The 19337-nt window shown below is 66.4% G+C and carries 21 protein-coding genes; 12 read left to right on the top strand and 9 right to left on the bottom strand.

Features of this window, described 5'->3' with window-relative positions:
* Positions 1-13: 13 nt before the first annotated feature.
* The gene (locus AB0C34_RS17070) at positions 14-1654 is read right to left on the bottom strand and encodes a hypothetical protein (protein ID WP_357073170.1); all 1641 of its coding nucleotides are present in this window, start codon (positions 1652-1654) and stop codon (positions 14-16) included.
* 805 nt (positions 1655-2459) lie between these two features.
* Here AB0C34_RS17070 and AB0C34_RS17075 point away from each other — a divergent pair.
* From AB0C34_RS17075 to AB0C34_RS17100, 6 genes are all read left to right on the top strand, one after another.
* A complete protein-coding gene (locus AB0C34_RS17075) occupies positions 2460-3035 on the top strand; it encodes a winged helix-turn-helix domain-containing protein (RefSeq protein ID WP_357073173.1) in 576 nt (191 codons plus the stop codon).
* A 311-nt stretch (positions 3036-3346) separates the two neighbouring features.
* Complete coding sequence (locus tag AB0C34_RS17080) at positions 3347-3889, top strand: hypothetical protein (RefSeq protein WP_357073176.1); 543 nt, start codon at positions 3347-3349, stop codon at positions 3887-3889.
* 368 nt (positions 3890-4257) lie between these two features.
* Positions 4258-4641 (top strand): hypothetical protein, encoded by a 384-nt coding sequence (locus AB0C34_RS17085; RefSeq protein WP_357073179.1) that lies wholly within the window; start codon positions 4258-4260, stop codon positions 4639-4641.
* 398 nt (positions 4642-5039) lie between these two features.
* Positions 5040-5333, top strand: a complete 294-nt coding sequence (locus AB0C34_RS17090) for a hypothetical protein (RefSeq protein ID WP_357073182.1) — start codon at positions 5040-5042, stop codon at positions 5331-5333.
* Positions 5334-5480: 147 nt separating this feature from the next.
* Positions 5481-5645: a hypothetical protein gene (locus tag AB0C34_RS17095; protein ID WP_357073184.1), complete on the top strand. Its 165-nt coding sequence runs from the start codon at positions 5481-5483 to the stop codon at positions 5643-5645.
* Between the two features lie 221 nt (positions 5646-5866).
* Positions 5867-6949 carry a GDP-mannose 4,6-dehydratase gene (locus AB0C34_RS17100; protein ID WP_357073187.1) on the top strand — a complete coding sequence of 361 codons (1083 nt, stop codon included), beginning with the start codon at positions 5867-5869 and terminating at the stop codon, positions 6947-6949.
* On the opposite strand, the gene AB0C34_RS17105 is transcribed toward AB0C34_RS17100, so the two are convergent.
* The 5 genes from AB0C34_RS17105 to AB0C34_RS17125 are packed head-to-tail and all read right to left on the bottom strand — an operon-like array spanning position 6922 to position 12587.
* Positions 6922-7728, bottom strand: a complete 807-nt coding sequence (locus AB0C34_RS17105) for a class I SAM-dependent methyltransferase (RefSeq protein ID WP_357073190.1) — start codon at positions 7726-7728, stop codon at positions 6922-6924. The two genes, AB0C34_RS17100 and AB0C34_RS17105, sit on opposite strands and share 28 nt — an antisense overlap.
* Complete coding sequence (locus tag AB0C34_RS17110; protein WP_357073193.1) at positions 7728-9344, bottom strand: carbamoyltransferase C-terminal domain-containing protein; 1617 nt, start codon at positions 9342-9344, stop codon at positions 7728-7730. Before AB0C34_RS17110 ends, AB0C34_RS17105 begins: the two co-directional genes overlap by 1 nt.
* A 3-nt stretch (positions 9345-9347) precedes the next feature.
* Positions 9348-10298 carry an NAD-dependent epimerase/dehydratase family protein gene (locus tag AB0C34_RS17115; protein WP_357073197.1) on the bottom strand — a complete coding sequence of 317 codons (951 nt, stop codon included), beginning with the start codon at positions 10296-10298 and terminating at the stop codon, positions 9348-9350.
* 13 nt (positions 10299-10311) lie between these two features.
* Complete coding sequence (locus AB0C34_RS17120; RefSeq protein WP_357073200.1) at positions 10312-11412, bottom strand: DegT/DnrJ/EryC1/StrS aminotransferase family protein; 1101 nt, start codon at positions 11410-11412, stop codon at positions 10312-10314.
* Entirely contained in the window at positions 11409-12587 is a 1179-nt protein-coding gene (locus AB0C34_RS17125) for an FAD-dependent oxidoreductase (RefSeq protein WP_357073203.1), read from the bottom strand. The genes AB0C34_RS17120 and AB0C34_RS17125 overlap by 4 nt, the downstream gene beginning before the upstream one ends.
* Before the next feature lie 200 nt (positions 12588-12787).
* Between AB0C34_RS17125 and AB0C34_RS17130 the strand changes: the two genes are divergently transcribed.
* A complete protein-coding gene (locus AB0C34_RS17130; protein WP_357073206.1) occupies positions 12788-13381 on the top strand; it encodes an NUDIX hydrolase in 594 nt (197 codons plus the stop codon).
* On the opposite strand, the gene AB0C34_RS17135 is transcribed toward AB0C34_RS17130, so the two are convergent.
* The 3 genes from AB0C34_RS17135 to AB0C34_RS17145 form a co-directional block, all read right to left on the bottom strand.
* Positions 13313-14410 (bottom strand): helix-turn-helix transcriptional regulator, encoded by a 1098-nt coding sequence (locus tag AB0C34_RS17135; protein WP_357073209.1) that lies wholly within the window; start codon positions 14408-14410, stop codon positions 13313-13315. The genes AB0C34_RS17130 and AB0C34_RS17135 overlap by 69 nt on opposite strands.
* A gap of 81 nt (positions 14411-14491) precedes the next feature.
* Positions 14492-14755: a hypothetical protein gene (locus AB0C34_RS17140; protein WP_357073212.1), complete on the bottom strand. Its 264-nt coding sequence runs from the start codon at positions 14753-14755 to the stop codon at positions 14492-14494.
* Between the two features lie 166 nt (positions 14756-14921).
* Positions 14922-15488, bottom strand: coding sequence for a hypothetical protein (locus AB0C34_RS17145; protein WP_357073215.1), 567 nt, complete (start codon positions 15486-15488; stop codon positions 14922-14924).
* A 341-nt stretch (positions 15489-15829) separates the two neighbouring features.
* Between AB0C34_RS17145 and AB0C34_RS17150 the strand changes: the two genes are divergently transcribed.
* The 5 genes from AB0C34_RS17150 to AB0C34_RS17170 all read left to right on the top strand — a co-directional run bounded on the left by AB0C34_RS17150 (position 15830) and on the right by AB0C34_RS17170 (position 19334).
* Positions 15830-15994: a hypothetical protein gene (locus AB0C34_RS17150; protein ID WP_357073217.1), complete on the top strand. Its 165-nt coding sequence runs from the start codon at positions 15830-15832 to the stop codon at positions 15992-15994.
* A gap of 230 nt (positions 15995-16224) precedes the next feature.
* Positions 16225-17031, top strand: coding sequence for a methyltransferase domain-containing protein (locus AB0C34_RS17155; RefSeq protein WP_357073220.1), 807 nt, complete (start codon positions 16225-16227; stop codon positions 17029-17031).
* Positions 17032-17067: 36 nt separating this feature from the next.
* The gene (gene galE, locus AB0C34_RS17160) at positions 17068-18057 is read left to right on the top strand and encodes a UDP-glucose 4-epimerase GalE (RefSeq protein WP_357073223.1); all 990 of its coding nucleotides are present in this window, start codon (positions 17068-17070) and stop codon (positions 18055-18057) included.
* Positions 18058-18465: 408 nt separating this feature from the next.
* Positions 18466-19092, top strand: a complete 627-nt coding sequence (locus AB0C34_RS17165; protein WP_357073226.1) for a hypothetical protein — start codon at positions 18466-18468, stop codon at positions 19090-19092.
* A 92-nt stretch (positions 19093-19184) separates the two neighbouring features.
* Positions 19185-19334 (top strand): hypothetical protein, encoded by a 150-nt coding sequence (locus tag AB0C34_RS17170; RefSeq protein WP_357073228.1) that lies wholly within the window; start codon positions 19185-19187, stop codon positions 19332-19334.
* Positions 19335-19337 lie beyond the last annotated feature (3 nt).

Here is a 19337-nt window from a genome sequence, read left to right on the forward strand (position 1 = left end):
GCGTGTATGACAATCATACACACGCGGTCTGGGAGGTTTCCCAGCACTGATCGCACGTCGGCATCGGCAAGGGCAGCTCATCGCGCATCGAACCAGGCGCCGCGCACACCACACACACATCGGTCGCCGCTGTAGCCAGCTCATCGCAGACGCTCAGCTGCGTCTCGATACTCCGCACGACAGCGGATGCAATCGGACGGTTGCCGACACCTGGCGATCGGACCGGCGCGACCCGAACAGCCCTGTGGGCGAGCGCTTCCCAGCCCCGGTCTGTGCGCGTGGAAGCGTCATCCACGGTGCTGGCGCTGGGCGCTGGATCGGTGACGATGCGGTCGCTGAAGCAGCCCGAGCATTCACCACCGGATCGGCGGCCCGACCATGGATGGGTGAGGCACTGAACTGGCGCAAGGTCGCAGGTGTGGGTTCGGCGGCGAGCGCGGCGCTCGGCTGCTGGCTCGGTGGGTACCTGCTGGGTCCAGTCCACTCCGGCCAGCAGGTGCCGCAGGAACGCGATGGGTGCGTTGATCCGGTTGGGCCAGTGCACGCCGCGTTCGATCGTGTACCGGGTCAGTCGTGCGGCGATCATCTTGCCGTCGTAGCGGGTTGTGTCGATACCCGCCTCGACCAGGGCATCGGCGACCGCGCCGATGTGCCAGCCGGGTCGGCGAAGGTAGCGCTGCGAGCCCAGGTTCAGCCATTGTCCGCGGTCGAGGCCATGGCAGTGGGTGACCACCTCCGCAGCTGCCAGTTGCAGGTGCAACGGCCTGGGATCGGCGTCCTTCCAGGGCTTTTCGCTCGTTTTTCGAGAATTTCTGGTCCTCGCGTGCGCGCTTCGCGCGCGCGTTGGTGATTTTTTCCCAACGAAAGACGAGTTGAGAACAAAACTACTACCTGTACCAACGAAACGTTCTTCACCTACTCCAGTAGGTGAAGATAGGTCCTCCCGGCCGCGATCGACGAGTACGGATGTGGCCGCCGGCGCAACGGCGGCGGGCGCGGCGGCGCGGTGTGCGCGGCGGGTGACCCGGCCCAGGCTCGCGGACTTGCGCCGCGGCGCCAGCGGCTTGTCAGCCGGTGCGGTGGCGCGGGGGATGGTCAGGTGCCAGACGCTGGCGGCGACGGCTTGGTATCCGCCGTGGTGGGCGCGGGCGGCGGCGCGTTCGTGTGTGTAGAGGTGTCGGCCGGTGGCCATGTCCACGGCGAACCCGAGTTTCAGGACTACCGCCCGGGCGCGCTCTACTGTCGAGTCGCTGAATCCGCTGCGGGCGGCCAATGTCGCGATCGAGGCGGTCAGTCTGCGGCCGGTGCGGGTCTCAGCGCCGGCGGCCATCACCTTCGCGATCTTCACTACCGTTCGCGCGCAGGTGTGTTGACGCTTGAGCAGCACGCGGCCGTGGTCGGTGTCGAGGACCTGCTGCAGGCGTTGCAGCCACTGCTGCGAGCTGTCCCATGCCGGCACCTTCGCCGAGGCACCATCGGCGAGCGGCAATGACCACGACCCACCGACCTGGTCGGTGTTCAATCGGTCGACGATGGTGTCGATGTTGTCGGTGGATCCGGGCGGGTTTTCCCAGCTCGATGCGGTTGTGGTCGGTGAATCGCGAATAGGGCCTTCACCCGTGTGCGGGCATGACCTATCATCAGAGCTGCTCATCAGGCAGTTCCTTTCGGGGAAACACCAGCAGCACCAACACGGGAGTGTGGTCCCGTGGTCCGGATTCCTTTGTGGTGAAAGGGATCCGGGAAGATCAGGTGTTGCTGGACGGATGTGGAGTTAGGCGGAGTGTTGGGCACCGCGCTGGTGCTGTAGGGCTCACCTCCGGTCGAGTAGGGATAGGAACGCTCGACACCCGGGCGCCCGGACCGGTCCACGCATCGGCGTGGCGGTCCGGGCCAGGCGGGAAGATCAGATCGGCGTGAGGTGGATTCCGCCGGTGTATGCCGTCATCGTTTTCGGTGATCCCGTTATCGCGCATAGTGGCTGCGTCCGGCCGGCAGGAGCGGGCGGCTGGAATCGGGATGGTGTGTTCGGCAGCAGCTGCACGGTCTGTCGGGCCCTTTCACGGGGTTCGTCGAGCCTCGGTGCGCGTGCTGGAGGGATCTGGATCGGCCCCACGAGTGGATCGTGTCGGACCTTGCCTGTATCCTCGTGCTTGCGAATCAAAACTCGTGTTTTGGATCCCCGCCCTCACCTGTTTCGCGACTTCGGAGGGCGGGGTTTTCTTTTTGTCTGTGTGCCGAACCGGTTCGCGCGCACCAGGTGTGCGGAGTCGATCGCCACCATCGAATGTCACTGACTTCATGACAGATCTAGAACAGTCCGTCACATCTATCTACAACATAAGATGTTGTTCCACACCATAATCGGGTGGTGGGTGGCCTGGCAATACGCCGAAAAACGTTCTTGTGCATTGGAAATCACAGAGAGACACGCCGCGGGAGGGCTTTACACTCGTCGGGTGAATAGCGCCAGTGGCTCCCGCCGCACTGCCCGTGATGTTGCCGCAGCGATCGGTGAACACATCGACGCCGGCATCCTGTCATCCGGCGAAGCGCTGCCGACAGTCCGCGAGCTCGCGGAGACCTATGGTGTCTCGGTCACTACCGCGCACAAGGCCCTCGATGTCCTCACCGATGAGGGCCGCATCGTCCGCCGTCGCAACGCTCGCCCCCGAGTCCGCGACATCGGCACAGCCCCCACCCCGGTCGAGGACCTGGCCACCGTGTACGACGATCTCTCGGCTGTCGTCTCCCAGCTGCTCCGGGTCACCGCTCAGGTCGGCGAGATCCACCTCGACACAGCACGCGCCGCCGTCGGCCCCTCGCGGCGCGGCGCGGTGAAGACCTCACCTTCTCCCGTCGAGCAGCTGGCCACCAGGCGCGATGACCTCGCCGGCATCCCCACCCAGCTCGCGGCAGTCGCGACACAAATGGCCGCGATCCTCGGCTACGTCGACACCGTCAGCGTCCGTCTCGCTGCCTCCGCCGCTCCCCGCCGCGGGCGACCGGCGGCCGAGAAGCAGCAGCAGCCCTGACCTCAGGATTTTCCGTAGCGATGCCTCGCCTCGTAGTCGGGTTCGTGTCGTAAAATTCTCGACATGAACCGGGCTCGGAGCCCGGGCCGCACGGTGTGGGCGCCCAAGCGAGGGCTGCGGCTCCGGACCGGCGACCCGACTTGCACGTGTGGATGCGAACCCTTGTGCGCTGCAACTCTTCTCGCCGCGATCCGGCGGGAGGCAATGCACTCGGATGCCTTCGACTGCCCGGGACGCAAGGAACCTGAAGCCCCAACGATCTCCCCCGGCACTGCCGAGCCGATACTGCCGCGAGCGGCTTGGTGGCGGCCATGACCAAGCCGCCGACGTCGAATATTCCCCTGCCGGAGGCTTGGCGTCCTACCAGGGAGCGTGCGCCGCGGCGCACGACCGCGAAGCGCCGGCGGCGGCCTTCCGGACCGGTGACCGGCGCCGAATTCAAGGTGATACGCGAAACGCTCGGATTGACCACCCGATGGCTTGCCGACCATCTACAGCGCCCCGAACGCACGGTGCAGCGCTGGGACTCCGGTGCGACACCGGTGCCGGAGTGGGTACGCGAGCAGATGAGCCAGCTGCAGACACTCACCGCCGAGCATGTGCGCGCCGGCGCGGCCGCCTGCACCGGCCGGGCACCACGGATCTGGACCTACCGCACCGACACAGAGTTCCGCCACCACCACCCCGAAGTGGACTGGCCCGCCAGCTGGCATCGCGCTGTCGTAGCCCGCATCGCCGAACAGGTCCCCGAGCTGGTGATCGACTTCTGGGTGCCCAAGCAACAGCCGCCGACCAGTCCGTCCACCGAACCGCCGCCCGCGCGGAGCCGGGTGCGGCGTGCCCGGAAACCGTGACCGCGCACGCACCCAAGTGGTGGCAAGCTTGAGCCCCACGCACAACTGTCGAAAGTGCCTCTTGCAGAATGTGTTCGCCGCGAGTGCGCTTGAGCTGTATGCCGATCAGGCCTGTCCACTGTCGTGCTGGTCTACGGCAACGCGGGCGGTCGTGAACCTCTGAGCAGAGGCGATGGGGATGGACTGGGCGACGCACAAAGAGATGACCGAAGCCATACTCCGTCCTACACCGAACATCTCGGGCACCAACTCCTCGACGTCATTCACCGCAAAGCGTGTAATGAAACTGGCTGCCAAGCTCCCGGCTGCCGCACCTCGATCGCCCGGGCATGCGCCCGCGTGTCATGACGGATGCGACACTCGATGTCATGGCAACCGATGAAACCGGCGTCCCGCGGCGCACGATCCGGATCCCTGACGAGGAATGGAACGCCGGCATGGCCGCCGCCGCCCGCAACGGCGAAACCCTCTCTGCCGTGATCCGCCGTGCCATCACCAGCTACGCCATGGAACAAGCCGCCGACACCACCGAATACCACACCGAATATCGCGCGACGTCCAAACTCGACCTCAACGGCGCACCCCGTCGTCGTCACCAACCTTGTCGGCGACATCGACACAGTCCGCCAGCTCTACCCAGCCGTCAAATGGCACCTCGAGGAACATGCCGTCTCGCCCTATCAAGCGAGCAAACGGCGCCGGTGACTGCCGGGCCTGTAACCACCTCCTTAGATAGCGAGAGGCGCCCGTGAGATACGAAGTAGCTGGCGAAGGACACCCGACAAAGTTCCCGGACGAACCATGGAACGGCCTGGGAGAAAAAGGGTCTCTTCGACTGCCATTCTCGTGGTTGGCCCACTCGGTGTGCTGGACCCTGAAATATGTCAAGTTCCCCTCGGTGCCTTCTCGCCCCTGCTGGGAGTGGAACATCTACGACCACGAGGAAGAGCGTTGGCTGAAACCGAGGCTGTTTCAGCAACCTAACGATTCGGCTTCCCACCGTGCCCGCAAGTGTCGGCTCTGTGAAGCAGCAACCCACCAAACATCGACCCGAACTAGCAGTAAGGAACCGGAGAACGCCCAGCGCGACCGACGTCTGCGTGTCAACAAGCACGCGCAACTCCGGGAGCAGGAGCGCGCGATCGGTCAAATGCCGGTAGGGGAAAAGGGATTCACTGTGCCATGGGCAATGTGGGTCGACCAGGAAACCCGCTACTGGTTGCGGGCGGATTTCACAACCATTCCCGAAAAATCTGGTACTTCCTCGATGCTGATCGAGCGGCTGGAAGAAGGGTTCCGGGTCCGGCCGGAGCGCCCCCACGACTACTACGCCTTCTCCAAGCCCGCCAGCAGCGGACCCGCACGGCACTGCGAGCTTCTCCCAGTTGTCGAACTGATAGCCCCCGACACCGCCGCCCACCTCAGTTCGGCAGACAACACCTGACCCACGACAAAGCCGATCCGTGACGACCTGCTCCCCCATCCGACCGAACCTGAGCCGCCGCGGGACGTCGACGGTCAGAAAGTACTCAGGTGAGCGGCAAGTTTGGTGTCCAGTTCGCGTAGGCCACCGAACCCGAGTGTGCGGTGTGTGGTGGATGGTGTCGCGGGCGGATCGGACTTCGCTGGCAAGGCGGGGCGAACCTGCCGTATCGGCGGTGTGGGCGAGGATGCGGGCGGCTTCGTCGGCCTCGCCGATCAGGCACAGCGCGGTGTCGAGGCCGACATCATCGGGCGAATCCGCGAGAGAGCGTGAGGGCCGGGTCGGTCAGGTCGACGCACCGCTTCGTGGCACTGTGTCGGAAAAACAGCAAGGAGGCGTGCGCCTCGGGCTGCGCGAATCTCTCGACCGCTCTGGGCAACTGGAAGTCCGGGCGGGCGAGGCACTCCAGGTCGTCTGACCTGCAGGTGGCTGACGGATAGCCCCCTGTCGGTGACCGGCCAGTGAAGCGCTGTTGTCGGCTAGGCTCGGCTGCTATGGCCGTTTATCTCGTTACCGGCGCAGCCGGGTTTATCGGTGCGAACTATGTCCACTTCCTGCTCGAACGTGAACCGGAAGCGCAGGTCGTGGCGGTCGACTACATCGGGTTCGCTGGAAACCTGGCCAACCTGGATCCGGTGATCGACCGGATCACCTTCGAGAAGGCCGACATCGCCGACTTGGAGGTGATGGAGGCGCTCTACCGACGTCATCGCCCCGACTACGTGGTGAACTTTGCTGCGGAATCGCACAACGACCGGGCAATCCTCGGCCCGTCGGCGTTCATGCGGTCCAACGCCCTGGGCGCGCAGGTGATGGCCGAGTGCAGCCGACTGGTCCCGGTCCGCTCGCACGTACACGTCTCGACGATCGAGGTTTACGGTGAGCTGCCGGCCGGGCAGAAGTGGTTCACCGAGCGCAGCCCGCTGAACGCGAAAACGCCGTACTCGGCGGCGAAGGCCGCGGGTGATCAGATGGTGCGCGCCTACATGGCGACCTACCCGGAGATGAATATTCGGATGACGCACTGCGCCAACAATTTCGGCCCCTACCAGCTGCCGGAGAAGCTGATCCCGCTGGGGGTCACCAATGTGCTGCGGGGCCGCAAGATCCCGGTCTACGGAGACGGCCTGCAGAGCCGGGACTGGTTGCATGTGCTCGACCATTGCGACGCGGTCCACCAGGTGCTGCACGCCGACCTCGGCCCCATCCCGAAGGAGGCGGCGACCGATCCCGGGCTGCTGCCGATTTTCGACATTTCCGCCCGCCACGAAGTCACCAACATCGATATCGCCCGCTTTGTGGTGCACGAGCTGGGGTTGGATCCGGCCGAGTGGATCGAACACATCGAGGACCGGCCCAACCACGACCGCCGCTACGTGATCAACCCGGAGAAGCTCGAGCGTGAGCTCGGGTGGCGTCCGTCGCGGCAGTTCGATACGGAGATGGCGGCCACAGTCCGCTGGTACGCCGCCAATACCGGCTGGTGGGAGCAGATTCTCGCTGACAAGGGCGAGCTCGGTTTCGACTGGTCTCGCGTCGCCCTCGAGGGTCAGGCGCGGCCGGTCAGCACGCAGTAGCCCTTCGGGTCGCGCCACGGGCCACCGTGGTCGCGGAACCGGGCCCGGACCGCCTCGCCGACACAGACTTGCAACGTGGCCCGATCCGGGGAGCCGGCCGGAACCTCGAACGCGAACCGGGCCAGGACATCGGCATAGTGCTGGACCGGCTCCGGTTCGGGAAACACCAGGGCGTTGTCGCATCGGTTCACAGTCACGTCGCTGAACTCGTTCCGCATCAGCAGCTCGACACGATCCACATCGACCGCGTCGGCTCCGATCCGTCCTGGATCGGGTGCCCAAACCTGGGTGGCGGTGCGTTCTGTGTATCCGAGCCGGGCGGCGTGCTCGGCGACCAGCCGCCGTAATCGCGGTGCGGTCTGGACGTGGTTCATCGTCACCACCGCGATCCCGTCGCGCTTGAGGACCCGGTGCCATTCGGCCAGTGCGTGCGCTGGGTCGGGCAGGTAGTAGATCAGGTGCATCGCGGATACCCGGTCGACCGATGCGGCCGGGAACGGCAGTTCGGTTGCGTCGGCGAGGACTGCCTGCACGCCCGGGTGGGCGGCCGTGGTGGTGACCGCCTCGGCACGGATGTCGGTGCCGACGAGATCACCGCTGTGCCCGGCCGCGCACAGTGTGTGCAGCAGCGCGCCGGTGCCGCAGCCGATATCGAGAACATGTTCGCCGCCGGTGAGGGCGAGTGCGGTCCTGACGTCGGTGTAGAGATCGCGCTGGTGCGCGGAGTAGCGGGTGTGGATGTCGATCTGCTCGGCCAGCAGGTCTATCGGCTCGCTCACTACGGCCGCCCGGGTTTGGTGACGACGTGACAGCCGATGACCAGGGCATCGGCAGGGCTGGAGAACAGGAACGCCAGGGCTTGTTCCGGGCTGGCGATGATCGGTTCCCACCCCGAATTCAGACTGGTGTTCAGCACGGCCGGGATCCCGGTGAGCTGGTGGAACTGTTCGATCAACCGCCGGTATACCCCTGTCCCAGCGTCGACGGTGTGTGGGCGGCTGGACCCGTCGACGTGGATCGCAGCGACGATCGGTGTCGGCGCGGCCGTGGGCAGGGTGAACGACATGAACGGGGCGGTGACTTCGCGTCCGAACAGGGCCGGAAGGTGCTCGGTCAGCACCGATGGCCCGAAGGGGCGGAACTGCTCGCGACGTTTGATCGAGTTGACCCGGCGCTGCATCTCGACCGTCGACGGGTCGGCCAGCAGCGACCGAGCACCCAGGGCGCGGGGACCGAACTCCATGCGCCCCTGGAACCAGGCCACGATGTGCTGGCGGGCCAACAGATCCGCCGCGGCCGCCGCGGGGTCGTCGGTGGTGGTGAACTGAGCACCGCAGTCGGTGAGGGTGGCCGCGATCTGTTGGTCGGTCCAGGACGGGCCGAACTGGGTGTGGGTGAGCCGCGACGGCCGATGACCGTGGCCCGCGGCGACGACCAGGGCGGCACCGAGCGCGGTACCGGCGTCCCCGCAGGCGGGGGCGGCGTAAAGGTCGGTGAACCGGGCGGAGGTGGCGAGTCTGCCGGCCATCACCGAGTTCTCGGCGACCCCTCCGGCCACGCACAGCCGGGTGTCAGCCGCATTGCGGTGGCGGTCGACCAGCGCGGTGAATGTGTCCTCGATGGCGGCCTGCACCGACGCGGCGAGGTCGGCGTCCTCGCGGCGCAGGCCTGCGCCAGGCAGTCGGCGCGGGGGCAGGCCGAGCAGCTGGTCGGCGTTGGTCATTGGCAGCTGATCGGTGTGGAACAGCGGATGCCGGTGAAACACCTCGGCGTGGATCCAGCTGGTGTCCAGGTGCGGCCGCCCAGCGTCGGCGCGCAGCAGCGCCGTATATGCCGGGTCGGGGGTGCCGTGCGCGGCGAGCCCCATCACCTTGTACTCGTCGTGGTTGCTGCGTCCGCCCAAGTATTGCGTCATCGCCGCCGCGTAGAGGCCGATCGAGTCCGGCCACCCGATCGTCTCGACCGGCGTGATGGTGGCGCCTTCGCCGCGGAAGACCGCGCAGCAGATGCCGTCGCCGGCCTGGTCGGCGGTGACGATCAGCGACCGGTCGAACCCCGACAGCAGGTAGGCCGACGCAGCGTGGGCCAGGTGGTGGTCGATGTACTCGACGGGCGGGACGTGCCCGAACTGGTACCACAGGTAGGCCTCGAACCGCGGTTCGAACCCGCGCCAGGTGGCGCGCGGGAACGCGATCACATCGACGTCATGGATGGTGATGGCGGCGGCGGCCAGCACGAACCGGATCGCGTGGTCGGGCATCAGCCCGACCGCGTGTTTGTAGCGGATGAACCGCTCTTCCTCAGCGGCCGCGACGATCTCGCCGTCGCGCAGCAGGACCGCGGCGGCGTCGTGGTCGGCGCGGCCGAAGGTGCCGTGAATCCCCAGAACGAACATCGCTCACTCACCCCTGTCCTGGGCCAGCTGCCGGTAGGCGGCGATCGTGGCGTTCAGACCGTCGGCCAGCCCGATAGTGGGTGCCCACCCGAACATGGTGCGGGCCTTGGCCGCGGTGGTGATCTGGCGGGGCGGGTCGCCTCGCCGGCCGGGCGCGAAGTCGATATCGCCTGTCGGGCGGCCGGTCTCGGTGAGGATGTGGCGCACGAGCTCGAGCACCGTCCATTCGTGGCCGGTGCCGACGTTGAACGTCTGCCCGTGCACGTCGGTGCCCGGCAATAGTGTTGCGAGGGTGAGCAGCTCGCAGACATCATCGACGTGGATCCAGTCGCGCCGTGTGGTGCCGTCGCCGATGATGGTGACCGGTTCGCGGGCGAGGGCACGGGTGATTGCGACCGGTACCAGCCAGCCGGGCTCCTGCTGGGGTCCGTAGACGGTGACCGGGCGGAACACCACGACAGGCAGGCCATGCGAGGCCGCGAACGCCGAGAGGTATGCCTCGAATGCGGCCTTGGCGGCGGAGTAGATGGTGGTCGGGGCGACGGCGTCGCTCTCGAGCAGGTCGTCGGAGTTGTTGACGCCGTACAGGTCCGCGCTCGACATGAACAGCAGCCGCGCGATCCCAGCGTCAGCGAGGGCGCGCAGGTAGCCGACCGGGTCATCGGCGACTCCGTCCTGCGGCCGGGCGGCGGTGTTGACCTCCGCAGCAAGGTGAATCACCACATCCCCGCCCCGGATCAGCCGTGCGACGACGGCCGGGCTGTAGATCGAGGCCTGCTCGAACAGCACCCGCTCGTCATGGAGGATCTCGGCAGGGATCTTCTGGATCCCGTACTGCAGCGGGTCGATGAGCACCAGCCGGTCGAACCGGTCGAAGGCGGGGTCGGCGTGGATGCGGCGCAGCAGGTTCACGCCGATGAAGCCGGATGCGCCGGTAATCACGAGGTTGGGCACAGGAATTCCTCTTTCACAGATCGTTGATGCTGGTCGTGACCGCGGTGATGACGCGGTCGATGCTGGCTGAGTCCATTGCGGTCCACAGCGGCAGGCAGATGTGGCGGGCTGCGAAGTCATCGGCGGCCGGGAAAACGTCGCCGAGGCCGAGATCGGCGAATACCGGCTGTCGGTGCAACGGCTGGTCGTACACGCCGCGCGCCAGCACGACACCCCGCTCAGCGACGAGGTGGCGCAGCCGGTCACGGTCGATGCCCTGCTCGAGCACGGCCACGCACTTGTGGCCACTGACGTCCTCGTCGGCGGCGAGCGCGGGAAAGGTGAGGCCGTGTCCGCCAAGGTAGCGGCTGTACCGGTCGATCACCGTGCGCCGAATGTGCCGGTCGCGGTCGAGGTGAGAGAACTGCACGAGGCCGATCGCCGCGCCGATCTCTGTCATCCGCCAGCTGCTGCCCGCCATGACATGGAATCCGGTCCGGTCCTTGCCCTGGTCGCGGGCAGTCCGGGCGGTGGTGACGAGGTCGGGAGCGTTGGTGGTGATCGCGCCGCCTTCCCCGCCGGTGGAGATCACCTTGGTCGTGAAGAACGACCACGCCGCTGTGTAGCCGAAACTTCCCGCCCGGATTTCGCCGGTTCGGGAGCCGTGGGCGTGAGCGGCGTCCTCGATCAACGGGATACCTGCCTGGGCGCACATCCCGGCCAGCCGAGCAAGATCCGGCGACAGGTAGCCACCGATGTGGACCACCACGACCGCGGCGACATCGGAATCCAGACGGTGTTCGACATCAGCCAGATCGGGGTATAGGCCGCCGTCGTAGAGCCGCAGCCGGGCGCCGGCCTGTAGCGCGGCCGCCGCGGTCGCGTAGTTGGTGTTCGTCGGCACCAGCACCACCCGGTCGCGAACGCCAATAGCGCGGAAGATGATTTCCAGCGCCGTGGTCCCGGAGTTCACCGCGACCGCGTGCGCGGACCCGGCCATCGCGGCGGCCGCCGCTTCGAACGCGGTGGTGTGCTCGCCCAGGACCAGCTTCCCGGATCGCAGGATCTGTTCGATCGCCGGCATAACCGCTCGCACATAGGGCTCGGGCAGGGCTGGGGTGAACGGCGGAATCATCGCGCCTCCACCTCACGGTGCGCAGCCCACGGCGGCAGCGACACCAGCTCGGCGACCTCGCCGACTGATGTCCGGTCACTGCAGGCGATGGGTAGCGGCTGCGGCGCACCCAGCAGCGAGGCGGCGATATCGCGGGAGCCGTGCAGCGACAAAGTCATCTTGCCTGGCAGTAGCGTTCGCAGGCCGGTGATGTTCTCGCTCGCGTGGTCGATGGCCGCGTAGTCGGGAGCGGTGCCCCACTGATCGCATACCCGGGTGTATTCAGTTTTCGAGCACACCCACGACTGCGCACCAGAGTGGTCGATGACCCCAGGCACCAGCCACTCTGTCAGCTCCAGGTCCAGCGCAGTCGCCTCAGCGGCCGGCACAGGCCACCGGCCCGGCCCCGTGACGCGGCGTTGCACACCGCCATATCGCGAGGCCAACACCACACCTGGAACGGCGGCTGGGGCGAGCGCGGGCCAAGAAAACTCGAGACCGACGATCGGGCGGGTCACGGTACCCGGGTAGGCGGTCATCATCTCCAGCCGCGAACTCAGCTGCGCGGCGACCGTCGATCCGGACCGCTCGAGCAGTTCGCCGGTCCCGATTCCCGCGCACACCACCACGTTCGGGGTGAGAATGTGCTCTCGCGCGGTGTCGACCGCCCGGACGTGACCGTCGTCGATGACGATGCGTTGCGCACCGGTCGCGACAGCGATCTCGACCCCCAACGCGACGCATCGGGTGGCGAGCTCGACCAGCAGGGCGCGGGTGTCGATGACCAGTTCCTCGACCGCGCGACCGACAACGTCGTGGTGTCGAGCCACGACCTCACCGATTTCGCTCGGGTCCACATCGTGGTAGGCGATGCCCTGCCCGTGCCAGAGCGCCTCGTAGGCCTGCATAGTCTCTGAATGCCCCAGATACCAACAAGATTCGGCGCCGACCACGCATTCCGGGAAGGACTCGGCGAACCCCGCTTGGGCTTGCCGGCACGAAGAGACGATTTCGGGGTGCCATCGGGCATACAGCGCACCGGAATGGACGATGCCGTGATTGCTGGTCGTGGCGCCGGAACCGAGTAGTCCCCGTTCCAGCACCACCACTTTCCATCCCGCGGCGGCTAGGCGGGCGGCAACCATCAGCCCTGCGATACCGCCACCCACGACTACACATCCGACACTGCGTACCATCTCGACCGACCTTTCATGCTCCAGAAGCCCCGCCGTGTGCAGGCGAAACAGCCGACGCCGTCGCAGATATGGATGCCTTCCGAATCCCCTGCCGGACAACGTCGTACCCCCAAGGGTCGCCCGGAGTGGCGGGCACCGGAACGTAGCAACCCGTAGCACGACCGGCGTGGGATCAGCGGTCGGGCCGGTACCGTGAGGACATGGCTTCCCCGCCCCGCACGGACGTGCACTCCGAACGCACCGTGTACGACGCGTCCCCGTGGCTGCAGGTGACCCTCCACGACATCACCACCCCCGACGGCGTGCCCCGCACCCATCACGCGGTCCGGCTGAACACCGTCGCTAGCGTGGTCGCAGTCGACGACCACGACCGAGCGTTGATGCTGTATCGCCATCGGTGGATCGTCGGCGCGATCGGGTTCGAGGCCCCGGGCGGTATCGTGGAGCCGGGCGAAGCGCCGGAGGTGGGCGCGCGGCGAGAATTGTTGGAAGAGACTGGGTTCGAGGTCGGCGCTCTCGAGCTGGTGGCCGTCCTCGAGCCGATGCCGGGACTGGTCGAAACCCCGCACCACGTCTATATCGGCCGCACGCCGCGTCAGGTAGCTGCCCCCACCGACGCCGAGGAGGCCGCCGATCTGGTGTGGGTGCCGCTAGTCGAAACACGCGAGCTACTCGCGGCGGGGCAGTTGCTCGGCACCGCGACCGCTGTCGGGATGCTCGCCGCGCTACCGGCGGCCGGTCAACTCTCGCACGCGCCGCGCGAGCACGTCGTGACGGTAACGCAGACGCCGTGACCCCACCGTGGTGATGCTCTTCGCGGCTGCCGACAGTCGGCCCGCCGCCTGGTCCAGATCGCCGGTGTGAGCGGCATACTCGGCCAGGTCCAGCACCTGCGCGGCGCGGGCCCGCACGAACTCGTCGGGCAATCTCCGCAGTGCCTGCTCGGCGATTGTGCCGGCAGTGTGATCACCGAGCCGGACCAGCAGGTGAGCGTTCCACCTCTGAAGGTGGACCTCGTTGAGCGCGAGGAACGGCAAGGCCACCTCGTCGCCGGGACGTGCGTGAGTGAGCGCGGTTTCGGCCTCGGCCATCGCCTGCCGGACTGTCGCCGTTTCGCCGGGGCACCAGGTGGCGACCTGCGCCCGCGTCGCAGCGAGCCAGGCCCGTAACAGCATCGGCAGCCCCGGCAAGGCTTCCGCGCGCCGGACCTGCGCCAGCGCCCGAGGCGCATGGCCGGATTCGGACAACATGACCGCGTGCTCGCCGAGGGCGTGCGCCAACAACGTCGGATCACCCGACCGTGTTGCCGCCTGTCTGGCCAGACCGAAATGCCGGTCCGCTGCGGTGTGGTCGCCGACGTCGAGGTCCTGCCAGGCCGCGAGCGCGGCCGTGTCCGCCTGTGCCCGTGCGACGCTGTGCCGGTCGGCGCCCGATCGGCGTGCCCACATCACTTCCAGCGCTGCCACGTGGCCGGCGGTCTGCTTCCGCACGAACGGTGCACCCAGACGCCGGTCCAACAGACGCAGGCTGTTCGTGTGGTGGGCGAGGATCCCGAACAGCGAACTGTCGCTGGGATCCTCATGCTGATCATGCTCCGGAGATGGGTTGGCGGGCGAGAGCTCCAGGACGTTACACAGCAGCCGGGTATGCACAAGGTCCGGCACCGTGTGCCCGTTCTCCCATCGGGACAACGCCACTCGCAGCGAGGCCGGGCTCATCAGCGTGACGTGTTCGAGTGCGGCTCGGCTACGCAGTGCACCCAGCAGCTGGGTTTGGGACCATCCGCGGGCCTGGCGAGCTGAGCGGATAAGGTGTCCGTCCATTCGCGACCGTCCTGTCGACTCGGATTTGCGAGCAACGGCGGTGGTGCCGAAACCGGCACGGTACAAAGCCTTCTCAGGGTCTCACAACGATCCGGCCGGCCGCACCGGCATTTCGATCAAGTGATACGCCAGCACCGGAATCCGGCAGGCGATCACCGCGGGTGTCGACTCGATCGAGCACTGCACCTGGATGACCCCGACGGGTTCGCCCTTGATCACGGCTTGGTCCGCGAGATCGCTGGGCGGCGGAACATGGTGGTTACCACCCTCAATCACCAGGCGCGCGAGGCGAAAGGGCGGCTGCGGTGGCATGCCTGGCGAGAACAGCTGCAGGTCATGCTCCACGCCAGGGTGCGGCTGATACCTGGAAGCGATTCGGGGAACCTGGACCCCCGCACGGCCGCTACGCCCAATCGCGGCAGGTGGTAGCACCTCCGCAGGAGGTCGAGGGTCAGGCCGACTCGCCTCATTCACGGCCCTGGAATCCTGAATCGTCTGCGGGATTCCGCCGCTACCTGCCGACCGGGGCGGCAGGTTCGGTGATCACGAGATCTTCGTACCGGTGTGAGAAAGCCGCCATGGCGGCAGCTTGGTCGTAGCCGTCGCCGGCCTTCACCGGGTTGTATATGCCGTCGACGCTCAGCGCCCAGTGGGCTCGGTAGCCAGCTTGGTACAGCAGAGGAATCACGACTTCGGCGGTGCGCTGGGCGGGCTCGTCGGAATGGTAGCTGGGCAGGTGTGAGCAGATCACTCCCCGGAAGAATCGGTGGTGTACCCACAATTTCACCTGGATGCCGCCGTCGTCGTCTGTGCCGTTGACCGTGACCCCGGCGCTGGTGAGTAGTTGCCGGATTCGTTCCTGGCGATCGCTGATGGCGAGAATCTCGAGAGTGATGGCACGCGACCAGAAGTCCTTGACACGGCGCGCGATCTCGTTCGCGCCTGTCCCCGACCGATAGCCGGCGATCATCGCCTTGATCAGACGGTCATCCGCATCAGCGCGGGCCTCTATGGCGGATGACAGCTCGACGGACGTGGTTGTTGATGAGGGGTTGGGAGTGCGTCTGCGTGTGCTCACCCCCCCAGGGTGCGGTATACATCTATACCAGTCAACTTTTAGACCGGTACAGATGTATATCAGCTCCCGGTATGCATTCCATGACCTGTCACCCGAATCCGCCGTGCGCGCCCACCGATGCAGCAGCACCGCCGGAAACCCGCGCGCTGACATCTCAGGCCTGCGATCGCAGGCGCGCAGACTTTGGTCGAACCTTGCTGCGGCCGACCAGATCCGGCGGGTCCGGTATGCCGAGTTTTGTCTGTTTTCCGCTACCAGGTACACGCTTGGCCACCTTTTCGCCTCTACCCCTATGCATACGTCGGCATAAGGCCTCCGACAGGAGGCGGAAGGAGATCCCGATGACAGACCGAGGCAAGAGCCGCGACGAGCACGTAGACCGTTGGCTGCGAGTCCAGCAAGAGGAAATTCTGCAAGACCTCACAGAACTTCTCGACGTCGAAGCAGGACTCCAAGAGGTCGTAGCGCGCGGCGCACTTCTCGCTCGAGACACGGCGACCCCCTGACAGCGAATCGACTGCACGCCTCGCGGGTTCTCCCTTTTTGGCCATCCGGCGGGCAGCAGAAGCACTCCGGGTCGGGTATCTGATCGGTACGCTCACCATCGGGCAGTGCGCCGACCTGATCGCCGTTCGGGGTGAACCGACCTGCAATCTCGACCTGCTGACCACGCCTAGCCTGGTCGTAGCTGCTGGAACCCTGCACTACCCCGAGCCGAGGAGGAGGGCACCTTCGCGTGAGCGACACCGGCCTCACCCTCTCGTCCGAATACGCCTCCACGACACCGTTGCAGATACGTATCGACACCCATGCCCGCCACAGTGAGCATCACGGCGACCCAGTCCACGCGGTGCTCGACACGCTCGAGTTGACAGGCTCGGAGGCCGTCGCCGACATCGGATGTGGCGACGGCCGGTTCCTCGCCCAACTCGTCGAGTTTGGGCACCGCGGGCGCTTGGTCGGCGTCGATAACTCCACGGCCATGGTCGCTGCCGCGGACACGGTCCCCGGTGTGGAGGGGGTGCTCGGCAACGCCGGGGATCTGCCGTTTGCCTATGATGAGTTCGACCGGACTACGGCACGCCACATGCTCTACCACGTGCCCGACCCGGGGCGAGCGCTGCGGGAATTGCGGCGCATCACCCGCCCCGGCGGGCGGGTCGCGGTGACCGTCAACCACCCCGTAACCTGCGGACGCACACGTCAACTGGTCATCGACCACGCTCGAGGTTTCGGACTCACCCCCGCCGAGAACATGGCAAACGGCGTGAACTCGACCACCCTGCCGACAATGATGAGCGAGGTGTTCCGCGATGTCCGGATCCACTCTTTCGACAACGCACTGATCTTCGACACTGCCGCACCGCTCGTCCGCTTCGCCGAAGCTCTGTTCTCCTTCTGCGGTATCGCGACCGACAGCCCACATCGGGGCTCGGTCCTCGCCGCGGTGACCACCGATATCGAAGCGTGGTTCGCCAGCCACCCCGGTGAGGTATGGCGCGACCCCAAGGGCTACATCGTCGCCACCGCTATCGTTCAATGACATCGAACACCCCTGTCCGCGAGGAGATTCGTACCTGTGAAGCTGCTAGTCACCGGCGGCGCCGGATACATCGGCTCGATCGTCGCCCACCAACTCGTCGGCGCCGGCCACGAAGTCGAGATCGTCGACGATCTGTCGACCGGGTTCATGGAAAACCTTCCCGACGGTGCAGCTTTCCACCGCATGTCGATCCACGATGTCGCCGAGATCATCACCCCGATCGCGGGTTTCGATGCCGTGTTTCATTTCGCGGCGAAGATCGAGGTTGCCGAGTCGGTCCGCAACCCGGAGAAGTACTGGCATCAGAACATCGAGGGCTCGCTGGCGTTGTTGCGGGCGATGCGGGCTGCTGAGGTGCCGCGGTTGATCTTCTCGAGCACCGGGTCGCTCTACCACGGCGACGGAACCCAGCCCTTCGACGAGTCTGCCGAGGTCAAGCCCCAGAACCCGTATGCGGCGACGAAAGCGACGATCGACATGATGATCGCCGGCGAATGCGGCGCGAGCAGACTGGCCGCGGCTAGTCTGCGGTATTTCAACGCCTGCGGTGCGGTCCAGGCCAGCAACGGTCATTGGCTGGGCGAACGGCACGATCCCGAGTCACACCTGATCCCGATTCTGTTGCAAACCGCTGCGGGGCAGCGTGCTTCGTTCACCCTGTACGGGACGGACTATCCAACCCCCGATGGCACCTGCCACCGTGACTACGTCCACGTGCGCGATTTGGCGGAAGCGCACCTGCTGGCGCTCGACGCTATCGAGCCCGGCCGTCACGAGATCTTCAATCTCGGTAACGGGCACGGGTATTCGAACCGGCAAGTCCTCGACACCGTCCGCGCGGTGACCGGCCGAGATTTCCCTGTGGCCATCGGTGACCGGCGCCCCGGCGATCCCGCGGTCAGCGTCGCGGCCAGCGACAAAGCTCACCGGCTGCTCGGCTGGAAACCGCAACGACCCGAACTGGCCGACATCATCACCGATGCCTGGCAGTTCCATCAGGCCACCCATACCAACACCAGTTTCTGACAGCAACGGCACCGCTGCCGACGCCGCATGAGTTCTGCACAGACCGTGGCCTTCGCTCCTCGCACAGACCGTGGGCAGCGCCCTGACGGCTACGGTGAAATCATTCGGAAGGTGTCGCCACGCGCAACCGGTCCGCAGCACAGAGAAGACGCAAACGCTGTTCAGTACATCGGGTCGCGTCGTGTGGCCTGCGCTTTCCAGTGCGCCTCGAGTCGACGCTGTTCAGCCTGTTCGTTCAGTTCGGCGATGAGTGAGTCGCACTGGGCTTGCGGCACTTCCACTTCCAGTCCCACAGGTGTCGGACAGGTTGGATAATCTGGAGGTCCACCGCAACGAAAACGGACGGCTACCAGCCGAATTGGACCTCCGCTGGCAGCCGTCCCGACCGCAAGAGGAGACCTTGCAGCCATGACTACAGTAACCGTGCAGCGCCTCGACGAGTCCACCCCCTCTGCCCTGCATCACCACTACCAAGGCGAGATCGACCCCCAGCCATGCTTCGTTCAGCTCGACACCGAAAGCGGTGAACTCACCGCCGATTGGGACGATGAGGTCGGCCCGGGAACCCCGGAGTCGGTGCAGAACAACCAGGTTCTGCGGTGGACGATCCCGCTCCTGACGGCCGCGGCCGCGAACGGGTTGCTCGAGGAGATCGCGCCGGCGGCCCAGCAGGTGCTCGACGGCTGGGCCATCGACTGGGACGGCTCCAACCACCGAGGGCATGTGACCGAGGACTCCGCCGGGCAGGCCGCGAGCGCCGCGCTGGCCGAGATCGCCACCGAATGCGGTCGCGACTTCGCCGATTCGAACCTGGTGGTCGAACTCGACGCCAGCTACTGGTTCATCAATGGTGACAGCGATCTCGACGATCTCGGGGTGACCGCGTCGAGCACCGACACCGAACTCGCCACGCTCGCCGCCCAGGCCGCAGCCGAAGCAGGCCCAGCTAGCGTCTACGGCTACCAGGTGCTCGATGGTGCACTGGAAGTTCTGACCAGCCGCCGCGACGAACTGGGCGCCGACGCCGAGATCTGACAGGTCTGTCTCCATACCGGCTGGCCTCCACAGGGCTTTGGAGGCCAGCCGGGCTGCCTTCGCCCGCCACACTCTGAAAGGCTCGCGACACCATGGCATCCGAACGCGTCGGCTTCCGCGTGGTCGCGCCGCGGTGCTCGACGCGATCCACCGGTTGCGGCCGCGACGAGTCCGACGACTACGACGAGGTGTTGGCTGATATCGGTCTCGCGCCCAGCGTCGCGCCCAGAGTGGGCTGTTAGGAA

This window comes from Nocardia sp. NPDC049220 (genome assembly GCF_040647855.1).
Lineage (GTDB): Bacteria > Actinomycetota > Actinomycetes > Mycobacteriales > Mycobacteriaceae > Nocardia.